We start from the raw sequence: 19,886 nt of genomic DNA on the forward strand, positions 1-19,886 counted from the left end.
GTAAGGCGACCAAACGGTCGCCAGAAAGCGTCAGTTCTCTACTCTACACCCTGAACCGCTTCTTCGAACCGGCTGCTTTTGGCCGCGGTTCCGCCTTTGGAGGGGAGGCGGCCAGGGATGACCACCAGCGAAGATCCCAACCCGCCTGGAGCGTGTTCTCCTTTTTCCTCCCCGCCACTACAGCCTGACCAAAAGGTATTACCTCACGGCGTAATTTACAGTTACACACATATGAACAAAAGTGTTCAAGGTGCTGAACATGTTTGTTGAGGTGTATGCATCGCCCCAAATTGTTGTTTTTACGCAAAAACGCAAACACTAGCGTGGTAGTCGACAATTGTGCTGATTGGTATGAACTTTGCATAAGTAAGTACAGGAATGGTTTGCAAGAATGGAAATGGAAAAGGAGGCGTCACATATGCAAGTAGAATTCAAAAACGAGGCGTTTACCAATTTTGGCTTACCGGAAAATAAACAGGCATTCGAGCAAGCGCTGGCGAAGGTTGAAAGTGAGCTGGGACGCGAATACGACCTGATTATTGGCGGAGAGCGTATCTCTACCGAACGAAAAGTCCGCTCCATCAACCCTTCTGATACAAAGCAAGTCGTGGGCATCGTCTCGCAGGCGAACCAGGAGCTCGCTGAAAAAGCGATGCAGGTAGCTGCAAGCACCTTTGAAACCTGGAAAAAGGTTCCGGGCACCGAGCGTTCCCGCTATCTCTATAAAGCGGCTGCGATCCTGCGTCGACGCAAGCATGAATTCTCTGCATGGCTGGTAAAAGAGGCAGGGAAAAGCTGGGCAGAGGCAGATGCGGATACCGCGGAAGCGATCGACTTCATGGAGTATTACGGCCGTCAGATGGATAAGCTGTCCCAGCGCCACGACCTGACCCGCATCGCGGATGAGGACAACGAATTGTACTACGTGCCATTGGGTGTTGGTGTCGTGATTCCGCCGTGGAACTTCCCGCTGGCGATCATGGTGGGAATGACCACAGCTGCTTTGGTGGCAGGCAATACGGTCGTGCTGAAGCCTGCTTCTACGACACCAGTGATCGCTGCCAAATTCATGGAGATTCTCGAAGACGCTGGCGTACCGGCAGGGGTTGTCAACTTCGTACCAGGCTCCGGAAGCGAGATTGGCGATTATCTCGTCGAGCACACGTCGACTCGCTTTATCAGCTTTACAGGTTCGCGTGATGTCGGCCTCCGCATCAACGAATTGGCTGCCAAGCATCGCCCAGGCCAAAAATGGATGAAGCGCCTGATCGCCGAGATGGGTGGCAAGGACTCCATCGTGGTCGATAGCGATTGCGACATCGAATTGGCTGCGCAGTCCATCGTGGCATCTGCTTTCGGATTCTCCGGACAAAAATGCTCTGCATGCTCGCGTGCAATCGTGCATCAGGATGTGTACGACCAGGTGCTGGGACGCGTCGTCGAGCTGACCAAGCAACTGACAGTAGGCGACGTGGCTTCCAACGACTACTACACAGGTCCAGTCGTAGATGACAAAGCCTATCAAAAGATCCTGGAGTACATCGAGATCGGCAAGAAGGAAGGCAAATTGATGGCAGGCGGCGAGAAGGGACCAGAAGGCGGTTACTTCATCATGCCGACCGTATTTGCGGATGTTGACCCGCAAGCGCGAATCATGCAAGAGGAAATTTTCGGACCGGTAGTTGCTTTCACCAAAGCGAAAGACTTCGATCACGCGATGGAAATTGCGAATAATACCGAGTACGGACTGACTGGCTCTGTGATCAGCCGCAATCGTGCCCATCTGGAGCGCGCCCGCGAAGAATTCCATGTCGGCAACCTGTATTTCAACCGCAAGTGCACAGGGGCATTGGTTGGCGTCCATCCATTCGGCGGATTCAACATGTCGGGTACCGATTCAAAAGCAGGCGGACCGGACTATCTGCTGCTCTTTACGCAAGCGAAGCTGGTTTCGGAAAAATTGTAATGGCAAGGAGCTGTCCCAAATGGGATGGCTCTTTTTTTAATAACGTGAATCTTTTTTGGAATCCGGTGAGTAGATGATGTACTGGTTGCGCCCTTTCGCCTTCGCGCTATAAAGCGCTTCGTCTGCACAGTTGAGCAATTCGTCGGCTTGCAGGGCATGGAGCGGATAGAGGGCGATTCCGATGCTCGTGGTGACGGTGAAAGTGGCATCCTGTACCTGCCACGGCTGCTGGATCGTGTGCAAAATGCGCGTCGCCACCTCTGCTGCCTGGTCTGGACGAGTCACCCTGCGAAGCACGATGACAAATTCATCCCCGCCCAGACGCGACACAGTATCCTCTTCGCGTACACAAGACTTGAGACGTTCTGCCAGCAATTGGAGAAATACATCTCCAGCCTGATGGCCCCAGGTGTCGTTGATCCACTTGAAATAATCACAGTCCAAAAACAGAACGGCCACCATTTCCCCGGTGTTTTTGGCATCGTCCAAAGCCCGCTGCAAGTCAAGCTCCAGCAGACGGCGATTCGGCAGGCCTGTCAGTCCATCGTGGTAGGCCATGAATTCCAGCTTTAATTCCCGTTTCTTGTGTTGGGTAATGTCGCGTGTGACGGCGAATACATGCGTGCAGATCCCTTCTTTGTTGATCACGGGAGTCAGGAGGGTTTCGCCAATGATTTCATCCTCAGACGTAAAACGAGTAGCTTTTCGGCAGGTGACCGTTTTGGTGTACATGCGGTTTAACGGGTCTGCTTTTTCCGCTGGATATACATCCTCGAACCGCTTTCCATACGCGCTCTTATCCAATCCGGATACACGCATGGCTGACGGATTCATCAATTCGTAACGGAACTGGTATTCACCGTTTGACAGCTCTTCAACGGACATCATAAAAAGCATGTCGGAAATATGTTCAAATAAGTCAGATAAAATATCCCCATACTGATGGAGAAGTGTTGCAATGTCATGCTTGTCACTGTCTTGTTGCTTTTCACTCCAAGTGTGGTCGTCGCTGCTCTGGTTGCTCATATCTGCTTATCTCCTGTTTAAGCTTGTTCATTATATTATAGTACAGGCTGTAAACGAATGAAAATGATCTCAAAGGCTGAGGTGCAGGGGTTTACTGGAAGGAAGCGGAAGTGGTAAAGTAGGGTTATCCATTTTTCCAACCTGTAAAACGCGGACGAACCTTGTCCAGGTGCCGCGATCGAGGTTTTCTTACCGGAGCAAATGAGGAGTTGTCCTATGCGAAATAAGTTGTTACCAGGCTTGATTCATCGTCTGCCGCAAAATGCGATGTCGCGGACGATGGGCAAAATTACCGCATCGAAATTTAGCCGTTTGGCGATCCAACGTTACATCCGGCACTACAAGATCGATACCTCAATCGTCGAAAAGCCTGTAAAAGAATACCATACACTGAAAGAGTTTTTTACACGCCGTCTCAAACCGGGCACACGTCCCATCGCGCAGGGGGCCGATGTGGTGGCAAGCCCAGTGGACGGGACGATTTCCCATCTGGGAGACATCTGCGAAGGAACGCTGATCCAGGCAAAGGGCAAAAGCTACAGCGTCGCCGAATTGCTGGGGGGATGCGCGCATGAGGCGGAGCGTTATTACGGAGGCAAGTTTATCACCATCTATTTGAGTCCTCGGGACTACCACCGCATTCACATGCCGGTCACCGGAAATCTGATGGGCTACAGCTATCTGCCCGGCAGGCTCTATCCCGTGAATCAATTGGGCGTCGAACACGTGGATCGGCTTTTTGCACGCAACGAGCGTCTCGTAACTTACATCCGCACCGATCATCAGGGAGCGGTGGCGGTGGTCAAGGTAGGGGCGCTGTTTGTTGGAAGCGTCAAGGTCGTCTACAATACGGCCACGACCAACATCAAGCATGGGCAGCAGATGGAAGGGCCGATCGAAGGCACGCCGCGCTATGAAAAAGGAGCGGAGCTGGGCTGGTTTGAATTTGGCTCTACGGTAATCCTTTTGTTTGAATCCGGTCAGGTGGAATGGGCGCCGGGAGTCGAGGCAGGAGCCAGCCTGCTGATGGGTCAAAAACTGGCAACCATTCCTGCACAATCCTAAAAAGCACAAAACGGTCATGACCGTTTTGTTTGACCGCAAGCGGTCACATCCACTTTTATGAAAAACGTCGAGACGTTTTTCACAGAAAAAGATGCCCAGACGCATTCGGTCCTGGGCTTTTTTCGCTTGCTTCGGAGTGGGAAAATTGACTCAACGGGCATCTTTCAAGTAAGATCAAAGTTATGTGATACGATTCGGAGGTGGAGAACATGAGTGCCATTACCCGCAAAGAAGTGGAGCACGTAGCCAACCTTGCCCGCTTGCAGTTGACAGAAGAAGAGGCAGAGCGATACACGAAGGATCTGAACGCGATTCTTGATTTTGCCGCCAAATTGAACGAGCTGGACACGTCCCAGGTACAGCCGACCAGCCATGCGACGGATGTGAAGAACGTCATGAGAGAAGACGTGAACAGACCGTCCCTGCCGATTGCGGAAGTGCTGAAAAACGCCCCTGATCACGAAGACGATCAGTTTAAAGTACCTGCTGTATTTGAATAACGATCCAGGAGAAAGAGAAGGGAGGAACTTGCTGTGTCGCTGTTTGACAAGCGATTGTCGGAGATACATAGCGCATTGCGCGCGAAGGAATTGTCAGTCACCGATCTGGTACAAGCTTCCGTAGCGAGTATCAAGGAGCATGATGATCAGATCAAATCCGTTCTGGAAGTGGATGAGGAGGGTGCCCTCGCTCATGCCCGCAAGCTGGATGAACAGCTCGCCAAAGGGGAAGAGCTTGGGCTTTTGTACGGTCTGCCGGCCGGATTGAAGGACAATATGGTAACAAAAGGCATCCGTACCACGTGTGCCAGCAAATTTTTGTCCAACTACGACCCCGTCTACGATGGAACGGTATCGCAGAAGGTGAAGGAAGCCGGCTCGGTCATCGTCGCCAAGCTCAACATGGACGAGTTCGCCATGGGCGGCTCCAATGAAAATTCCGGCTTTTTCCCGACGAAAAATCCGTGGAACACAGACTACGTACCGGGCGGCTCCAGCGGCGGTTCTGCTGCAGCGATGGCAGCGCGCCACTTTTACTATACACTCGGCTCTGATACAGGCGGCTCGATTCGCCAGCCAGCCGCTTTTTGCGGCGTCGTCGGCTTGAAGCCTACCTATGGTCGCGTATCCCGCTTTGGTCTGGTAGCCTTTGCATCGTCATTGGATCAGATCGGACCGATTACGAAAAATGTGGAGGACGCAGCTTATGTTCTGCAGGCAATCGCCGGACATGACGCCTATGATTCCACATCTGCCAATGTAGAGGTGCCTGACTTCCTTTCTGCTTTGACTGGTGACGTCAAAGGTCTGCGCATCGGTGTGCCGAAAGAACTGATCGGCGAAGGCATCGATCCAGAGGTGCGGGAAGCTGTTCTGGCGGCTCTGAAGCAGCTGGAGAGCCTGGGCGCGACGTGGAGCGAGGTGTCCATGCCGCATACCGAGTACGCTGTGCCTGCTTATTATCTTTTGGCTTCCTCGGAGGCTTCGTCCAACCTGGCCCGCTTTGACGGCGTGCGCTACGGCGTGCGTGCCGACAATGCGGACAACCTGATCGAGCTGTACAAGGAATCCCGCAGCCAAGGCTTCGGACCAGAGGTAAAACGCCGGATCATGCTTGGCACCTACGCCTTGTCTTCCGGCTACTACGATGCGTACTACAAAAAAGCGCAGCAAGTCCGTACCCTGATCATTCAGGATTTCAACAACATCTTCGCTGACTTTGACGTCATTTTGCACCCGACGACACCGACTACCGCATTCAAGATCGGTGAGAAGGTAGACGATCCGGTCAAGATGTACCTGGAAGACATCTGCACCGTTCCGGTCAACCTGGCGGGTCTGCCAGCGATCAGCGTGCCGTGCGGCTTCGCGAAAAGCGGTCTGCCGATCGGTCTGCAAATCGTCGGCAAGGCGTTTGACGAATCCACTGTGCTGCGTGTGGCGCATGCCTATGAGCAATCTGTCGGCCATCACCTGCGCAAGCCGGAATGGGTGAGGGGGTAAGAGACATGAGCAAGTACGAAACCGTCATCGGCCTGGAGGTCCATGCCGAGCTTTCTACGAACAGTAAAATCTTCTGCGGCTGCCCGACCGAATTCGGAGCGCCGCCGAATACCCATACCTGCCCGATCTGTCTGGGCCATCCCGGCGTACTGCCGGTGACGAACAAGCAAGCGGTCGAGTTTGCGATGAAAGCGGCGCTCGCCCTCAACTGCGAGATTTCCCGCGAGACCAAATTTGATCGTAAAAACTACTTTTATCCGGATTCGCCAAAAGCGTATCAAATCTCCCAATTCGATCAGCCAATCGGCTACAACGGCTGGATTGACATCGAGGTAAACGGCGAGACCAAACGCATCGGGATCACCCGCCTGCACCTGGAAGAGGATGCCGGAAAGCTGACGCACAGCGAATTTGGCGGCGATTCTTTGGTCGACTTCAACCGTGTGGGAGTGCCGCTGGTGGAGATCGTCTCCGAGCCAGATATTCGCTCACCCGAGGAAGCGCGCGCGTACCTGGAAAAGCTGAAAGCGATCATCCAGTACACAGAAGTATCCGATGTGCGCATGGAGCAAGGCTCGCTGCGCTGCGACGCCAACGTATCGATCCGCCCATATGGTCAGGAAGAATTCGGCACCAAGGCCGAGCTGAAAAACATGAACTCGTTCCGCAACGTCCAGATGGGTCTGGAATACGAGGTGCAACGCCAGGCAGAAGTCCTCGATTCCGGCGGCAAGGTCGTTCAGGAGACGCGCCGTTGGGATGAAGCCAACAGAAAAACCGTCTCGATGCGTTCCAAGGAAGAGGCGCATGACTACCGCTACTTCCCGGATCCGGACCTGGTGCGCATGCAAATTTCCGAAGAGTGGATCGAGGCAGTGCGTGCTTCCATTCCAGAGCTGCCTGACGCCCGCAAGGCACGCTACGTGAACGAGTTCGGCCTGTCGCAAGCCGATGCCGAGGTGCTCACGATCTCCAAGGAGACGGCTGACTTCTTCGACGAGACCGTGAAGACCGGAGCCGAGCCGAAAGCAGTTGCCAACTGGCTGATGGTGGATTTGCTGGCCCATCTGAATGCCAACGACATGGAATTCGCTGACGTGAAAATGACGCCGCATGGCTTGGGCGAAATGATCAAGCTGATCGCGGACGGCACGATTTCCTCCAAGATCGCCAAGACCGTCTTCAAAGAGATGATCGAGACAGGCAAAGAGCCGAAGCAGATTGTCGAGGAAAAAGGTCTGGTGCAGATCAGCGACGAGGGTGCCCTGCGTCAAATCGTCATCGATGCGGTCAATTCCAATCCGCAGGCTGTCGCCGACTACAAGGCGGGGAACCAAAAGGCTGCCGCCTTCTTCGTCGGACAAGTCATGAAGCAGACCAAAGGCAAAGCCAACCCGCCGATGGTCAACAAGCTAATCGCGGAAGTTTTGAAAGAGATGTAGAGATGTTTCAAAAACAAAACCTGCCAACATCCCTTTATAGGGGCATGCTGGCAGGTTTCTTTTTGCTGTATCCATTACTCCGATAATGCGTTACGCATCTGCTCAAGCAAAACAACAGCTTCCTGTTCCTTCTGCTCGATGGTTTGCAGGATGGCAATCGCTTGCTTGCTGTTTTCGGGATTGTTGGGTTCTCCACCGGCTGGGAAGGGGAAGAGACGGCACAGCTCGGCGAATTGTTCCGCTATTTTTGCATATAGCTCCGAAGCCTCGCGCATGGCTGGACGAATCGCATCGAAGGCCTGGTCTGTCCAGGTATCGGCGAGCTCTGTCCAGAACAAGGCGGCATTCTTCCGCGCATCACGGGCAATCGCTGTCGTGTAGGCATTGCCGTTGGGCTCGATGCCTCCTTGCTGATAGGCCTCCTGCCAGGCCGCATACGCCGCGAGTCCATTGACGGCATTGCCGTGACTGTGCTCCTGCACGCGGTAATGGTTCAGGACAGATTCGAGGGCTTGCGTGAGCATCGCGCGCTGCTCGATGTGGCTGGCTTCTCCCACAGACAATACGAACAGCTCTTCCACGATGCCGCGTCCCAGATCCTCGTAGGATACGGTCGCATCATGGCCGCAGTTGTCGGCGGCATAAAGGGTCTTTTTCTCATCGTCATATCCGTAAATCAGCCCAAACTCGGGAATGAAGAGATCCCATGCCAGGACGGGATGACCGCGATCGATGGAGCGGTGGATGAGTTCGAGTGCTTCCGGCAGGGTTTGCGCCAGCTCCCGTTTTTTTCGCGCATCCAAAGTGACGAGTCCGGGATCGACGAGATTGGCGTTCGGAGAGGGGTATTCGGATCTTTTTCGCTCGTTGATCGCGTTTGAGGCATACCCCATATTGCGCAGCCCGCGCTGCAGTACCTCGGTAAAATCAAACATGGTCGGTCCGGCGATGTGAATGTCGCCTGGGACGATAGTAAGACGAAACGCGTGACCGCTCAAGCCCATCACCATCGGGAAGGACATTTTCTTGCCCGTATTTTCAATGACTCCGGACAAAGCCATCGCGCATGTAATCCAAGTATGCAATTGTGTAGCTTTTGGTTTTTCCAACATTACCTTTTTCATCGTACCCGCTTCCTTTCGAGAGTTCACGTATTGGTCAACCACGATGCGAGTTTTTTGTTGGATCAGTTTTTTGCGCGATCGGGACAGGATCTGATAGACGTTGCCCTGGGACATCTGAAACAGTCCGGCAATCTCCTGCGGCGAAAGATGGTCGAAGAAGTGGGATTCTACGATGCGTCGCTCGCGCGGGCTCAGGCATCCCAAGAGACCGATAATCATCTGCAGCAGTTCCCGGCGCATCAGGACTTCTTCGGGATTCGAGTCCGCATCGCTTCCTCGAGGCTCGTTTCTGCCCAGTCTGCGCAAAATGCTGTCCAGATCTCCCCAGTCCGTCTCATCCATCTCCGTCGCCTGGTGCTGCAGACCGGAGAAGACCTGCTCTCTCTTCTGAGGCCCCTTGGACAGACGGGTATACGCCTGATTGCGAACAATCCGGTGCAGCCAAGGCAGAAAGCGGCGGCTGTCTGTCAGCGTTCCCAGATGCAGGAAGGCGCGAATCAGGGCGTCCTGCACAATATCCTCCGCAAGAAAGGACTCCTGCGTATAGCTGCGCGCATACCCATACACCTTCGCCCGATGCCGTCGCACCAGCTCGCCAAATGCCTCGCGGTCCCCGCTCTTGGCCTGTTCTACCAATTCTTCGTCCGTATGGCTTTGCTGAATTTCCTGCCACGTATCTCTGTAGATTGTTTTATCCATCCTGAAAACTCCTCATGATTAGTTGACCTGAACCATAGACTCCCGCTGGGCCGCTTTTCTGACAAAATTGTAAAAAAAATTGTCCTCACCTATAATAAAAGGAGTTGAACGTAAGGAGGAAGGTAAGCATGAAACTCATTTCGGTGACCGGTGAAGCCGTTCCTGCAAGCAAGGGAGGTTCGCCAGCAGATACATTCGACCGTTCTATTGCTACTTGGGAAGCAGACGGCAAGCAACAGACCTTCACCGTTACATATGTCCGCTATTTTTCCAAGTTTTTGGCGGAGCAGGGTGTCTACGATCAAGAGGCGGAAGGGGTTCCAGTGAGTCATTTGGTCGCTGTCCTGTATAAAGAAAAGCATCCGCAGGCCAAAGAAAGCCGCCATTACATCAATAACACGGATGACTTCATGGCTTTGTTCGCCGATTTTTCGCTGGCAGCATTCAAGGAGCGGTACCCAGGTGTAGTCGGATTGACTCACGCGTGAAGGGCGGATTGCTGTCTTTAGGGACCCTCGCGCTTTGATGTCCAAACATTCTGACAGGATAGGCGGATGATGTCTTTCTGATGGGATGATGCTGACGAAGGAAGAGGGGAAACAGCTTGATCGAGGTACAGCAGGTAACGAAACAGTTTGGCGCATTTACGGCATTAGAGGATGTCTCCTTTCGCGTGGAAGCGGGGGAGGTATATGGACTTCTCGGTGAGAATGGCGCTGGCAAGACCACGATGATGCGGATGATGGCGACGATCTTGCGTCCGACGGCGGGGAACATCGAGGTCGCAGGCTTTTCCGTGATCAAAGAGCCGAATGAGGTGCGCCGCCGGATCGGCATTCTCTTCGGCGGGGATGTCGGGTTGTACAGCCGTTTGACTGCAAGGGAAAATATCGCGTATTTCGGCAGCATGTACGGCATGGGCCGAACCGCTATCGAGCACAGAATCAAGCGTTTGAGCCAGATGCTGGAGATGGATTCCTTTCTCGATCGACGAGTCGGTCCTTTTTCCCGAGGAATGAAGCAAAAGGTGGCCATCGCCAGAACCTTGGTTCATGATCCTCAGGTGATTCTGCTGGATGAACCAACGACAGGCCTGGATGTGACGGCAGCCAATATGTTTCGCCAGATGATCGGCACTCTGCAGGCGGAGGGAAAGACGATTCTATTTTCCAGCCACAACATGGGCGAGATCGACAAGCTGTGCAGGCGAATCGCCTTGATCCACAAAGGACGACTGCAGTATGCCGGGACGTTGCAAAAGCTCCGTGAGCAATACGGCATGCAGGACCTGGATGACCTGTTCATGACGGTCGTGGAAGGGAGCGGTCGGTGATGCGCGGCACGATCATTTGGACGGTTTTTCAAAAAGAGATGCGGGATTTGTTCCGGGACACCAAGACATGGGTAGGGACGTTTGTCATTCCGCTGGTAATTGTTCCTTTCGTGTTTTTTCTGATGGGTTCCTCGTACAGCAGTCTGGAAGAGGAAGCGCGAGCGCATGTCCCGCTTTACGTCACGGGGACATCCGGCTTGGTGGCGCAGCTGGAAGCCATTCCCGGGGTGAAATTTGAACAGCCTGCCGATCCCGAGCAGGCGCTAATAGGGGGTAAGCTGCGGGCGATTGTCACGATTCCGGACGGTTTTGACGAACGGCTGAAGGCGGGAGGAACAGCCAATCTGCGGGTCGAGTACGACAGCAGCAATCAAAAGTCGGTCTATGCCCGCGATGTGATCGAAGAAAAGGTGGCAGCATACAGCAAAGAGATTGTCGCCAAGCGTCTGCGGGCTGCAGGGCTGTCCGAGAAGGCAACACAGCCGATCCATGCTGTGTACGAGCAAGTCGCGTCAGAGGATAAATCCTCAGGCGGGATGCTGGCAGGAGTGATTCCGCTTATGCTGGTGGTCTCGCTTGCTTCCGGGGGCATCGCTGTCGCCAATGACCTGATCTCCGGGGAGCGGGAGCGGGGGACGCTGGAGTCGCTGATGAGCGCGCCGATCGCGGCCAATCAATTGCTGACAGCCAAGCTGATGACGGTGATGGTGATGAGCTGCATGAGCGCGGCGGCGTCACTGGTCTCTCTGACTTTGATTCTTCGGTTTGGACCGTTCGGAGGGGAAGAGCTCGGGCTGAGCGCACTGAGCCCCGCTACTGCACTGGTATTGCTGTTGAGCATCCTGCTGCAGGCGGCTTTTTTTGCAGGATTGGAGCTGATGCTCAGCACGATGGCCAAGTCAATAAAGGAAGGGCAGACCTACATGAGCGGTGTCATGTTTTTGGCTATGGTCCCATCGTACATGCTGATGCCGCTTCATCCTGTGGACATCCCCGAGCATTACTATCTGCTGCCGGTCTTCAGCGGTGTCTCCCTGATCAAGGAGGTCTTTTACGGGATGGTTGATCCGATGCATGCCTTGGTCGGCTTGGGCACGTCGCTGCTTTATGTAGCGCTGGTGGTTGCCTTGTCAGCGCGCTTTTTCCGGCGGGAAGGAGCCGTCGTCAAGCATTGATGTACCGTTGTGTATGATGAGGAAAGCTGGTGAGTGGTCGTGAATCCGCTCTATGTGGGTGTTCTGTATATCATCGTCTCTGCTGTTGGCTTCGGAGTCATGTCAATTTTCGCGGTCTACGCATATGGAGCGGGAGCGTCTGTCTCTACTTTGGTCTTCCTGCGCTTTTTATTCGCAGCCATGCTCTTTTTCGCATTGATCCGCATTCGCAGGGAGTCCTTTCGCATCGATAAAAAGCAAGTGATGTACTTGATTTTGCTGGGTGGAGTCCTGTATACCCTGCAGTCGCTCAGCTTCTTTTCCTCCGTCCAGTACATTCCCACATCACTGGCGGCCCTGATCCTGTATACCTTTCCCGTCTTCGTTGCGATATTGAGCTACTTTGTCGACAAGGAAATGCTGCGGTTGAAGACCGTGGCGGCGATGCTGCTCTCCTTATTGGGGCTGGGGCTGGTATTGGGGTTGAGCTTTGGAGGGATTCAACCGCTCGGTGTTATGCTGGCGTTCGCGGCTGCCTTGTTCTATTCCGTCTACATCGTAGTGGGCAACCGCGTAGGCAAAGGGCTCTCGTCGTCGTATGTCACCTCCGGGTATATCACGCTGTTCGCTTCCGGTTCTATGTTCGTCGTAGTGCAGCTGGATGGCGGCTTTTCCTTTGCCTTTGACACGGCGGGTTGGTGGGCTTTAGCGGGCATCGTCGTATTTTCTACTGTACTTGCGATCAGTTGTTTTTTCAGCGGATTGAAATTAATCGGCTCGACCAAAGCATCGGTCATCAGCATGGTGGAGCCAGTGGTGACGATCCTGTTTTCTGCGATGTTGTTCGGGGAGAGGCTGAGCGGGATTCAGTGGATTGGCGCTTGTGCCGTGATAGCGGGAGCAGTCCTGATCGTCATGGGCAAGCAGGAAGCGGCGCAGGGCAAAGCGCAAGATCAGCCGCCTGTCTCGCATACGCCCTCTTCGTAATCGTTGTTGCTGAAACAAAGCGCTTCTGCCACGCAAGGCTGCCTGGCAAAAGCGCTTTGTTTTTTATTCGTTCATCCGGGAGCGGATCAGCCAGCCTGCGCCGTATACGCCAGCGTCATTTCCCAGACTGGCAGGCAGGATCTCGGTCGATTCGATGACATAGGAAAAGGGGATGAAGCGGTTGTAGGCTTCCCGAATCCGGGAGAACAGGAAGTCGCCAGCGTACGAGACACCTCCGCCGATGACGAAGCGAGCCGGATTGAGCACCATGCCGAGGTGGGAGAGTGCCAACCCCAGGTACATCGCAGCCTGGTCGATGATGGCGAGCGCGGCGGTATCTCCTGATTTGGCTGCGTCAAGGACGTCTTTTGCTTGCAGTTCGCCTTGCTTTTCAAGAATCTGGGTCAGCAGGGGACTCGTGCCGTTCGAGGCAGCAAGCCTGCCTTCACGAGCCAGAGCGGTAGCCGAGGCGTACGATTCCAAACAGCCCTTTTTTCCGCAATTGCACAACGGACCGCTGTCTGGCGTCAGCGTGATATGCCCGATCTCACCGCCTACGCCATTGATGCCATGCACCACCTGCCCATGCAGGATGACTCCCCCGCCGATTCCCGTCCCCAAGGTGATGAAGATCAGGTCCTTGGCGCCTTGGCCGGAACCGCGCCACATTTCGCCCAGCGCAGCTGTGTTGGCGTCGTTGTCTACCTCGACAGGCATTTCGCTGATCGCTTGCAGCTTGGCTTTCAGCGGGACGGGCTTATGCCAATGCAGATTGACGGCTTGCTGCACGATACCTTCCTGGGGATCGACGGGTCCCGGTACACCCACCCCGATGCCTCCCACCTGATCCAGCGTGTATCCTTGCTGCTGCAAAAGTCTGCGGGTCATCTCGAAGGTGTGCTGCAAAATACCGTCTTCACCAGACGCGAGCGGTGTCGGCTCCTGTGTCTTGGCGACCAACTCCCCGTCACGGGTAATCAAGGCCATCTTGATAGCAGTTCCCCCTATGTCTACACCGACGATGATTGGCTTCATGGCTTCCCCTCCCAGCTTTTGGAATCCTCTTTTCATCTTAACACGCCCGATTCAGCATAGCGATTCCCAAAAATGGCTATACAGGATATGATGAGTAGAGAGAATACCCGTAAGCGTCGGGGAAAGGGAAGAAGGGATCTGCCTTGAAAAAAGCCAGATTAATCTATAATCCAAGCTCCGGCCGGGAGATCGTACGTCGGCGATTGCCAGATATCCTCGATTTGATGGAAACTGCCGGATACGAGACGTCTTGCCACGCGACCAAAGGTCCAGAGGATGCGACGAAGGAAGCGGCCCGTGCCGTATCTCGCGGCTATGACCTGATCATCGCAGCAGGGGGAGACGGCACCATCTATGAAGTCGTCAATGGAATGGCAGGGCAAAAAGCTCGTCCGGCACTGGGGATTATCCCGTGCGGCACGACGAATGATCTGGCGCGAGCGATTGGAATTCCCAAGTCGATCAGCCGCTCCTGCGATGTAATCAAGAGAGGCAAGAAAAAGCGCATCGATCTGGGAAAGATCAACAACCGCTATTTTATCAATATCGCCGGGGGAGGCTACCTCACCAATCTGACGTATGAGGTTCCAAGCAAGCTCAAAACCATGATGGGCCAGCTCGCCTATTACATGAAAGGGCTGGAAAAGCTGCCTTCCCTGCATCCGATCCGGGTCAAGATGGAGAATCGCAAGGAAGTGCTGCTCGACGAGGAGATCATGATCTTCCTCATCGCCAACAGCCGCTCGGTAGGCGGTTTTGAAAAGCTGGCGCCACAGGCAGATTTGTCAGACGGCAAGCTGGATGTTATCGTGGTAAAAAAGGCGAACATCGCAGAAATCATTCGCCTCGCTACACTGGCCATGCGCGGAGATCACATCAAGGACCCGCTCATCGCCTATTTCCAGACCGACTATCTGAAGGCAACGACGTCCAGCGGAGAGCAGGTCCAGTTGAACCTGGACGGTGAATTGGGAGGCCAGCTTCCTTGTGTCGTGGAAGCACTGCCTGGGCATATTGAGCTGTTCGTGCCGTAATGAGCGAAGAAAGGCTTGAGAGGATGCGACTTGGAGCATCCTCTTGTACATAGAATCAGGATAAAAAGGAGAAAAGAACGTGGGAAAGACAACAAAGAAGAGGCGCGGCCCACACCCGACAGCAAAAGCAGAGCTGGATGTGCCTGTACGGGTCGGACAAACCGTGGAAGTGGAGATCACCGGACTCAATCACGAGGGAGCAGGCGTGGGCCGCATCGAGGGCTACACCTTGTTCGTGTCGGGGGCATTGGCGCAGGAGCGCGTGCGGGCGCGTGTGGAGCATGTGAAAAAGAATTTTGGCTTTGCCAAGATGGTGGAGGTCGTGGAGGCAAGCACCTACCGTGCGCTGCCGCCCTGCCCGCTGTACGACCGTTGCGGGGGCTGCTCGCTGCAGCATCTGGATTACGCGGAGCAATTGCGCCACAAGCAGCAGATCGTGCGGGACAACCTCCGGCGCATTGGCGGCTTTCAGGTGGAGGGAGAAGGGGCCATCACGGTTCACCCGACACTTGGGATGAGCGACCCTTGGCGCTACCGCAACAAGGCACAGGTACCGATCGGAGAAGAGAACGGAGCTTTGGTCGGCGGCTTTTACGCGGAGAAATCCCACTCCATCATCGACATGGAAGCCTGTATGATCCAGCACCAGGCCAACGACGAAGCAGTCGCTGTCGTGAAGAAGCTTGCGTCAGAGCTGCAGATCCGCGCCTATGACGAGCAGCGCCACACCGGGCTTTTACGGCATGTAGTCGTCAAGGTGGGCGTGAAAACAGGAGAAGTCATGGTCGTGCTGGTGACTACCGAAGAGGAGATTCCGCAGCGGGAGCGTCTTGTGGAAGCCATTCGCGGGCAGGTCTCTGGTGTGACCAGTATCGTGCAGAATGTCAATCCGGAGCGAACTAATGTCATTTTCGGCAAAAAGACGGTGACGCTCTGGGGCAGTGATGTGATCTACGACTACATCGGGCCGATCAAGTTCGCTATTTCGGCACGTTCGTTCTATCAGGTGAACCCGGCGCAGACAGAGGTTTTGTACAACAAGACACTGGAGTATGCGGGGGCGACCGGGACGGAGACGGTCATTGATGCGTACTGTGGCATCGGGACGATTTCGCTCTTTTTGGCGCAGAAATCTCGTCATGTGTATGGGGTGGAGATTGTGCCGGAAGCGATTGCGGATGCGAATCGCAATGCAGAGCTCAATGGCGTGGAGAATGTCACGTTTGAGGCTGGGCCTGCGGAGGTCGTGATTCCCGCGTGGAAGGAGAAAGGGATTCGTGCCGATGTGATCGTGGTCGATCCGCCGCGCAAGGGCTGTGATGAGGCGTTGCTCGCAACGATATTGGAGATGCAGCCGGAGCGTGTGGTGTATGTGTCGTGTAATCCATCCACTCTGGCGCGGGATTTGAAGGTGCTGGCGGAGCGGTATGAGGTGAAGGAAGTGCAGCCGGTGGATATGTTTCCGCATACGGGGCATGTGGAGAGTGTGGCTTTGTTGGTATATAAGGGTTTTTGATGCTATAAAAACACGCTTGGGGACGAATTGGGGACGAAAGAGGCACAATAAAAACGGCACATGAACGGTGTGTCGTTTTTATTATTTTCTGTTGGTTCTCCGGATCGGGAGTATATTCTCGAATTTGTTGGCTGCTTCTTTATCAGCCGATTGAAGCGCGTGGCCGTATACGTTCATGGTGGTGGTTATGCTGGCGTGACCTAGGCGTTCGGATATGATTTTGGCATGAACCCCCTGGTTGATAAGCAGAGTCGCTGACGTATGGCGCAAATCGTGGAAACGGATATAGCGGAGGCCGTTCTTTTTCAGGAAACTTCTAAAGTGCAAGTATGGAGTCTCTGGATAAAAAGGTCGGCCGTCTTCGTGGCAAAACACGAAGAAGTGGTCGCCGCCATTCCATTTGTCTCGTACATTCTCCAGTTGCTCATGAATGTGCTTTTTGTACTCTTTAAGGTCCTCGACAACCGAATCAGGCAGGGAAATGGTTCTTTTGGATTTTTTGGTTTTGGGCTCAGTGATGACCGGCTCCCCGTTTATAGCCATGGAGATGCTCTGTTTAACGTCGATTGTGCCTTTCTCCAGGTTGACGTGTTTCCATTCAAGGCCGACCAACTCGCCTCTGCGCAAACCTGTTGTCAAAGCTAGAGTAATCATCATTCTCCAGTGGATTGACTCTTTTTCAAGAGCGTGAAACAGCTCGGCGACTTCATTTTCATCGTAGACCTCTACTTCCTTGTGCGTCACTTTCGGTCTCTTTACTTCTGCAACGGGATTTCCCTTGATGATTTTCCATTCTTCTGCCCGTGAGAAAATGTTCTTCAGGATGCGATACACATAATGAATTGTTCCGGAGGATAGTCTCCCGTCTTTACCATCTAAACGGCCACCTTCTTCGCTTAGGTCGGACAAAAATTGTACGATGTGGAAGGGCTTGATTTGGTCGAGACGTTTCCGCCCAAATACTGGTAATATCCGCAGTTTAATAAATCGCATATGGGTGGCCAATGTTTTGGGGCTTAGCTCTTTGACGGCGTATTTCGCATGCCACTCCTCCACAAATGCCCCGAATGTCATCTTTTCAGGAGCGATGTACTCCCCGGCTTCAACTTCGATTTTAAATTTGTGCAGTTCATCGTTCAGATAATCCTGAAGCTTCTTTGTCGTCCTAAGAAGAGCTTTGTCCTCTACTCGGATCGTCTTGTACCGTTTGATTCGTTTGCCCTGGGCGTCATATCCCGCCTCAACGACGAGGCGCCAGGAGTTGGTGCCTCGTTTTTCGATGGATGCCATTGTGATTTTTCTCCTTTCTATGAGAATATATGTTCGGTTTTGAGGTGTAAGAGTTCCCTAAAACGAAGAACCAATCAGAACTTTTTCAAGTGAGCTACGTCGACCGGCACGCCATAAGTAGCTGCTGCTTCAGCGATTGTCATGCGGGTGTGCCGGTGTTCGTACAGCAGGTCGTCCGGCATCAAGAGCTCGACTGCAAATTCGTTTGCTTCCCGCTCAATCCGGTCAACAGACAGAAACGTATTGGCCCGCAGGAACGGTACATTAACTTTAGGGTGCCGAATGCGGTGGCCGAGTTCATGGGCGATGACAAATCTTTGCAGGTGCTCGTCCAGGTTACGGTTCACGTGGATCATGGGGACGCGTTTGCTCATGTTGAAGTAACCCCAAATGTTTTTGAAATCTTCAAATAAAATAAGGATGCCCATCTTGCGCGCGATAGTTGTCGGGTCGTTGGTACCATGTTGCTTGATGAGCCGTTGCACGATCTGCTTAGTAGACTGCATGTGTGCATCTCCCCAGCCCGTTATTTTCTGTATTTTTTCGGAGTGAATTTTTTCTTTGCCACCATTTTTGCAATCCGAAGTGAGTTCTCCAGAGAAGCGCGGAGCAACTCCATTTCTTCCTCATCGATCGGCTCTCCGTGGAATGCGAGTGCCTCATTGTTTTTTAGATCTGCCATGATGCGCTCCAGTTCTTTTACGATATCGCGCTCTTCTTTGGGTGAGAGTGTGGAGGCGTCGTTGAATTCCTCGTTCAGCAACACGTTGGGATTGATTTGTAACCCTTTGGCAATTGATTTTAAAGTATCCACACTTGGGTTGTATCTGTTTCGCTCGATATCTGCTAAATAGGACCTAGATAGGTTAGTGAGATCAGCAAGTTGTTGTTGGGTGAGTCCTTTCTTTTTCCGATAAAGTCTAATATTTTCCCCGATTCCCATTGCTTTTTCTCCTCCATAGTCGGAAAAACCGACATTTGAGAACTATTATAGGTTCAAAAAGTCGGATATACAATGTCTAAAATGACGGAAATACAAGTAATAACGAGATTTATGACGTGAATTCAAGTTATTTCGAGATAAAGCGTGTTTTTGCTAGAATTTAAGATTTTACAATATGTCGTGAATACCGTACATTTACATCAACGGAGGTGAACAGGAATGCTGGATAAAAAAGCATTGGGCAGAACTATCAAGAAGACGCGAACAGAGAAAAAGCTCAAACAAGTTGACGTTTCAGCGGTTACTGGGCTTTCAAGAAACTATATATCTGATATTGAGAATGGTAGATATATGCCTAGTGTCGAGGCACTTTCAAGGTTAGCTGCTTGTCTGGACATGGATTTAAATTTGCTCAAAATGACGGAAATACAAGTTATTACTGAGTTTAAGGAGTGATGGCATGGATAGGCGAGACTCTCCAGGATACCTCTTCAGCCAAGCGATTGACGCTCTGCGCAATCAACTCAAAGAGGAACTGCGGGAAGAATTGCGCGCGGACTTGGAGGCAGCACCTGGCCGCACAATCTCTTTCACGGAAGCCTGCGAATACCTGCAGATGTCCGAATACACGCTCCGGCGGCTGTGCCGGGAGAAGCGGATTCCGCATCGGACATATGGCGCAGACGGCTCGAAGAACCCGAGGTACTGGTTTAGCACGGCAAGTTTGGATCGGTGGATTCGGGAGCAAGAAGAATTGAATTACCGGGTGAAGGGGAGGAACGAGGCATGGAATACTTAGCGGCTCATATCAGGGAAACAGCTGACATCGCTGGTGGTTACCTCACAGGTACGTTGTTCGTTGAAGGCGAGGTGGTTGGCCTGCAGCGTCAAAACGGCGAGGAGATCCTGCTGGATGATACCTACTTGATCGAGGTGCGTAACGATGACGCGTACCAACAAATCACGATCCAGGAAGCGTTGACCGCCATAACGGGCGAAGGCTGGCCGTTGTATGCGGGCCTCTACGCAAGAGTGAAAAGAGGGCAAAAGGAAATGAGCACCCACAGCAAACGGGCCATATGGCTCGCGATTAACTCGGAACACGGCGACCGCCTAGTGGAGATCACACAGGAACACACTGCACTGGCTCGTGACTTGGCCGTCAACAAGCATCTGACAGGCGCGGAAAAGGAATCGTACAAAGCGCGCATTGAGCAGTTGCGTCAGGAGCGGGAGACGATCTTGCAGCAATTTGAGGGGAGGTGAGTG

Annotated in this window: 21 protein-coding genes; 15 read left to right on the forward strand and 6 right to left on the reverse strand. The window is 53.2% G+C overall.

From position 1 onward, the window contains the following. The coding region (locus tag EDM58_RS26055; protein WP_221175430.1) for a hypothetical protein at positions 1-188 on the forward strand (188 nt) is incomplete at its 5' end. A gap of 230 nt (positions 189-418) precedes the next feature. After that, a complete protein-coding gene (gene pruA / locus EDM58_RS21760) occupies positions 419-1,966 on the forward strand; it encodes an L-glutamate gamma-semialdehyde dehydrogenase (RefSeq protein WP_122915199.1) in 1,548 nt (515 codons plus the stop codon). Between the two features lie 36 nt (positions 1,967-2,002). Here the strand turns inward: pruA and EDM58_RS21765 are convergent, their stop codons facing one another. Beyond that, a complete protein-coding gene (locus tag EDM58_RS21765; RefSeq protein ID WP_122915200.1) occupies positions 2,003-2,992 on the reverse strand; it encodes a diguanylate cyclase domain-containing protein in 990 nt (329 codons plus the stop codon). A gap of 216 nt (positions 2,993-3,208) precedes the next feature. Between EDM58_RS21765 and asd the strand changes: the two genes are divergently transcribed. From asd to gatB, 4 genes are all read left to right on the forward strand, one after another. After that, entirely contained in the window at positions 3,209-4,057 is an 849-nt protein-coding gene (asd, locus tag EDM58_RS21770) for an archaetidylserine decarboxylase (protein ID WP_122915201.1), read from the forward strand. Between the two features lie 209 nt (positions 4,058-4,266). Continuing rightward, on the forward strand, positions 4,267-4,557 hold the full coding sequence (gatC, locus tag EDM58_RS21775) for an Asp-tRNA(Asn)/Glu-tRNA(Gln) amidotransferase subunit GatC (RefSeq protein WP_023556515.1): 291 nt from the start codon (positions 4,267-4,269) through the stop codon (positions 4,555-4,557). Positions 4,558-4,590: 33 nt separating this feature from the next. Continuing rightward, a complete protein-coding gene (gene gatA, locus EDM58_RS21780) occupies positions 4,591-6,060 on the forward strand; it encodes an Asp-tRNA(Asn)/Glu-tRNA(Gln) amidotransferase subunit GatA (protein ID WP_122915202.1) in 1,470 nt (489 codons plus the stop codon). A gap of 5 nt (positions 6,061-6,065) precedes the next feature. Beyond that, positions 6,066-7,502, forward strand: a complete 1,437-nt coding sequence (gatB, locus tag EDM58_RS21785) for an Asp-tRNA(Asn)/Glu-tRNA(Gln) amidotransferase subunit GatB (protein ID WP_122915203.1) — start codon at positions 6,066-6,068, stop codon at positions 7,500-7,502. Positions 7,503-7,576: 74 nt separating this feature from the next. Here gatB and EDM58_RS21790 read toward each other — a convergent pair whose 3' ends face one another. Next, on the reverse strand, positions 7,577-9,325 hold the full coding sequence (locus EDM58_RS21790) for an RNA polymerase sigma factor (RefSeq protein ID WP_122915204.1): 1,749 nt from the start codon (positions 9,323-9,325) through the stop codon (positions 7,577-7,579). Between the two features lie 128 nt (positions 9,326-9,453). On the opposite strand from EDM58_RS21790, the gene EDM58_RS21795 reads away from it, so the two are divergent. From EDM58_RS21795 to EDM58_RS21810, 4 genes are all read left to right on the forward strand, one after another. Then, positions 9,454-9,813, forward strand: coding sequence for a hypothetical protein (locus tag EDM58_RS21795; protein ID WP_023556511.1), 360 nt, complete (start codon positions 9,454-9,456; stop codon positions 9,811-9,813). 116 nt (positions 9,814-9,929) lie between these two features. After that, positions 9,930-10,658: an ABC transporter ATP-binding protein gene (locus EDM58_RS21800; RefSeq protein ID WP_122915205.1), complete on the forward strand. Its 729-nt coding sequence runs from the start codon at positions 9,930-9,932 to the stop codon at positions 10,656-10,658. Then, a complete protein-coding gene (locus tag EDM58_RS21805) occupies positions 10,658-11,833 on the forward strand; it encodes an ABC transporter permease (RefSeq protein WP_122915206.1) in 1,176 nt (391 codons plus the stop codon). Before EDM58_RS21800 ends, EDM58_RS21805 begins: the two co-directional genes overlap by 1 nt. Before the next feature lie 39 nt (positions 11,834-11,872). Next, complete coding sequence (locus EDM58_RS21810) at positions 11,873-12,799, forward strand: DMT family transporter (RefSeq protein WP_122915269.1); 927 nt, start codon at positions 11,873-11,875, stop codon at positions 12,797-12,799. 63 nt (positions 12,800-12,862) lie between these two features. Here the strand turns inward: EDM58_RS21810 and EDM58_RS21815 are convergent, their stop codons facing one another. Next, entirely contained in the window at positions 12,863-13,834 is a 972-nt protein-coding gene (locus tag EDM58_RS21815) for an ROK family glucokinase (protein WP_122915207.1), read from the reverse strand. A gap of 143 nt (positions 13,835-13,977) precedes the next feature. Here EDM58_RS21815 and EDM58_RS21820 point away from each other — a divergent pair, with 143 nt between their 5' ends. Both EDM58_RS21820 and rlmD read left to right on the forward strand, forming a co-directional pair. Next, on the forward strand, positions 13,978-14,868 hold the full coding sequence (locus EDM58_RS21820) for a diacylglycerol kinase (RefSeq protein WP_122915208.1): 891 nt from the start codon (positions 13,978-13,980) through the stop codon (positions 14,866-14,868). 79 nt (positions 14,869-14,947) lie between these two features. Next, positions 14,948-16,384 (forward strand): 23S rRNA (uracil(1939)-C(5))-methyltransferase RlmD, encoded by a 1,437-nt coding sequence (gene rlmD / locus EDM58_RS21825; protein WP_122915209.1) that lies wholly within the window; start codon positions 14,948-14,950, stop codon positions 16,382-16,384. Positions 16,385-16,465: 81 nt separating this feature from the next. On the opposite strand, the gene EDM58_RS21830 is transcribed toward rlmD, so the two are convergent. From EDM58_RS21830 to EDM58_RS21840, 3 genes are all read right to left on the reverse strand, one after another. Beyond that, on the reverse strand, positions 16,466-17,674 hold the full coding sequence (locus EDM58_RS21830; RefSeq protein ID WP_122915210.1) for a tyrosine-type recombinase/integrase: 1,209 nt from the start codon (positions 17,672-17,674) through the stop codon (positions 16,466-16,468). 74 nt (positions 17,675-17,748) lie between these two features. Next, the gene (locus EDM58_RS21835) at positions 17,749-18,180 is read right to left on the reverse strand and encodes an ImmA/IrrE family metallo-endopeptidase (protein ID WP_122915211.1); all 432 of its coding nucleotides are present in this window, start codon (positions 18,178-18,180) and stop codon (positions 17,749-17,751) included. 20 nt (positions 18,181-18,200) lie between these two features. Then, the gene (locus tag EDM58_RS21840; RefSeq protein ID WP_007781815.1) at positions 18,201-18,617 is read right to left on the reverse strand and encodes a helix-turn-helix domain-containing protein; all 417 of its coding nucleotides are present in this window, start codon (positions 18,615-18,617) and stop codon (positions 18,201-18,203) included. 219 nt (positions 18,618-18,836) lie between these two features. Here EDM58_RS21840 and EDM58_RS21845 point away from each other — a divergent pair, with 219 nt between their 5' ends. Genes EDM58_RS21845 through EDM58_RS26285 form a run of 3 tightly spaced genes read left to right on the forward strand, consistent with a single transcriptional unit; the run spans position 18,837 to position 19,883 of the window. Continuing rightward, on the forward strand, positions 18,837-19,073 hold the full coding sequence (locus tag EDM58_RS21845) for a helix-turn-helix domain-containing protein (protein ID WP_122915212.1): 237 nt from the start codon (positions 18,837-18,839) through the stop codon (positions 19,071-19,073). Positions 19,074-19,077: 4 nt separating this feature from the next. After that, positions 19,078-19,416 (forward strand): helix-turn-helix domain-containing protein, encoded by a 339-nt coding sequence (locus tag EDM58_RS21850; RefSeq protein ID WP_122915213.1) that lies wholly within the window; start codon positions 19,078-19,080, stop codon positions 19,414-19,416. Further along, positions 19,404-19,883, forward strand: a complete 480-nt coding sequence (locus EDM58_RS26285) for a hypothetical protein (RefSeq protein WP_246000952.1) — start codon at positions 19,404-19,406, stop codon at positions 19,881-19,883. The genes EDM58_RS21850 and EDM58_RS26285 overlap by 13 nt, the downstream gene beginning before the upstream one ends. Positions 19,884-19,886: the final 3 nt, after the last annotated feature.

Origin of the sequence: Brevibacillus panacihumi (assembly GCF_003710985.1) — a bacterium.
GTDB lineage: Bacteria > Bacillota > Bacilli > Brevibacillales > Brevibacillaceae > Brevibacillus > Brevibacillus panacihumi.

Bases quoted from the DNA above. Each gene is read 5' to 3' on its own strand.
- pruA (WP_122915199.1), top strand. From the start codon at position 419: ATGCAAGTAGAATTCAAAAACGAGGCGTTTACCAATTTTGGCTTACCG.
- EDM58_RS21765 (WP_122915200.1), bottom strand. From the start codon at position 2,992: ATGAGCAACCAGAGCAGCGACGACCACACTTGGAGTGAAAAGCAACAA.
- asd (WP_122915201.1), top strand. From the start codon at position 3,209: ATGCGAAATAAGTTGTTACCAGGCTTGATTCATCGTCTGCCGCAAAAT.
- gatC (WP_023556515.1), top strand. From the start codon at position 4,267: ATGAGTGCCATTACCCGCAAAGAAGTGGAGCACGTAGCCAACCTTGCC.
- gatB (WP_122915203.1), top strand. From the start codon at position 6,066: ATGAGCAAGTACGAAACCGTCATCGGCCTGGAGGTCCATGCCGAGCTT.
- EDM58_RS21790 (WP_122915204.1), bottom strand. From the start codon at position 9,325: ATGGATAAAACAATCTACAGAGATACGTGGCAGGAAATTCAGCAAAGC.
- EDM58_RS21795 (WP_023556511.1), top strand. From the start codon at position 9,454: ATGAAACTCATTTCGGTGACCGGTGAAGCCGTTCCTGCAAGCAAGGGA.
- EDM58_RS21805 (WP_122915206.1), top strand. From the start codon at position 10,658: ATGCGCGGCACGATCATTTGGACGGTTTTTCAAAAAGAGATGCGGGAT.
- EDM58_RS21815 (WP_122915207.1), bottom strand. From the start codon at position 13,834: ATGAAGCCAATCATCGTCGGTGTAGACATAGGGGGAACTGCTATCAAG.
- EDM58_RS21830 (WP_122915210.1), bottom strand. From the start codon at position 17,674: ATGGCATCCATCGAAAAACGAGGCACCAACTCCTGGCGCCTCGTCGTT.
- EDM58_RS21835 (WP_122915211.1), bottom strand. From the start codon at position 18,180: ATGCAGTCTACTAAGCAGATCGTGCAACGGCTCATCAAGCAACATGGT.
- EDM58_RS21840 (WP_007781815.1), bottom strand. From the start codon at position 18,617: ATGGGAATCGGGGAAAATATTAGACTTTATCGGAAAAAGAAAGGACTC.
- EDM58_RS21845 (WP_122915212.1), top strand. From the start codon at position 18,837: ATGCTGGATAAAAAAGCATTGGGCAGAACTATCAAGAAGACGCGAACA.
- EDM58_RS21850 (WP_122915213.1), top strand. From the start codon at position 19,078: ATGGATAGGCGAGACTCTCCAGGATACCTCTTCAGCCAAGCGATTGAC.
- EDM58_RS26285 (WP_246000952.1), top strand. From the start codon at position 19,404: ATGGAATACTTAGCGGCTCATATCAGGGAAACAGCTGACATCGCTGGT.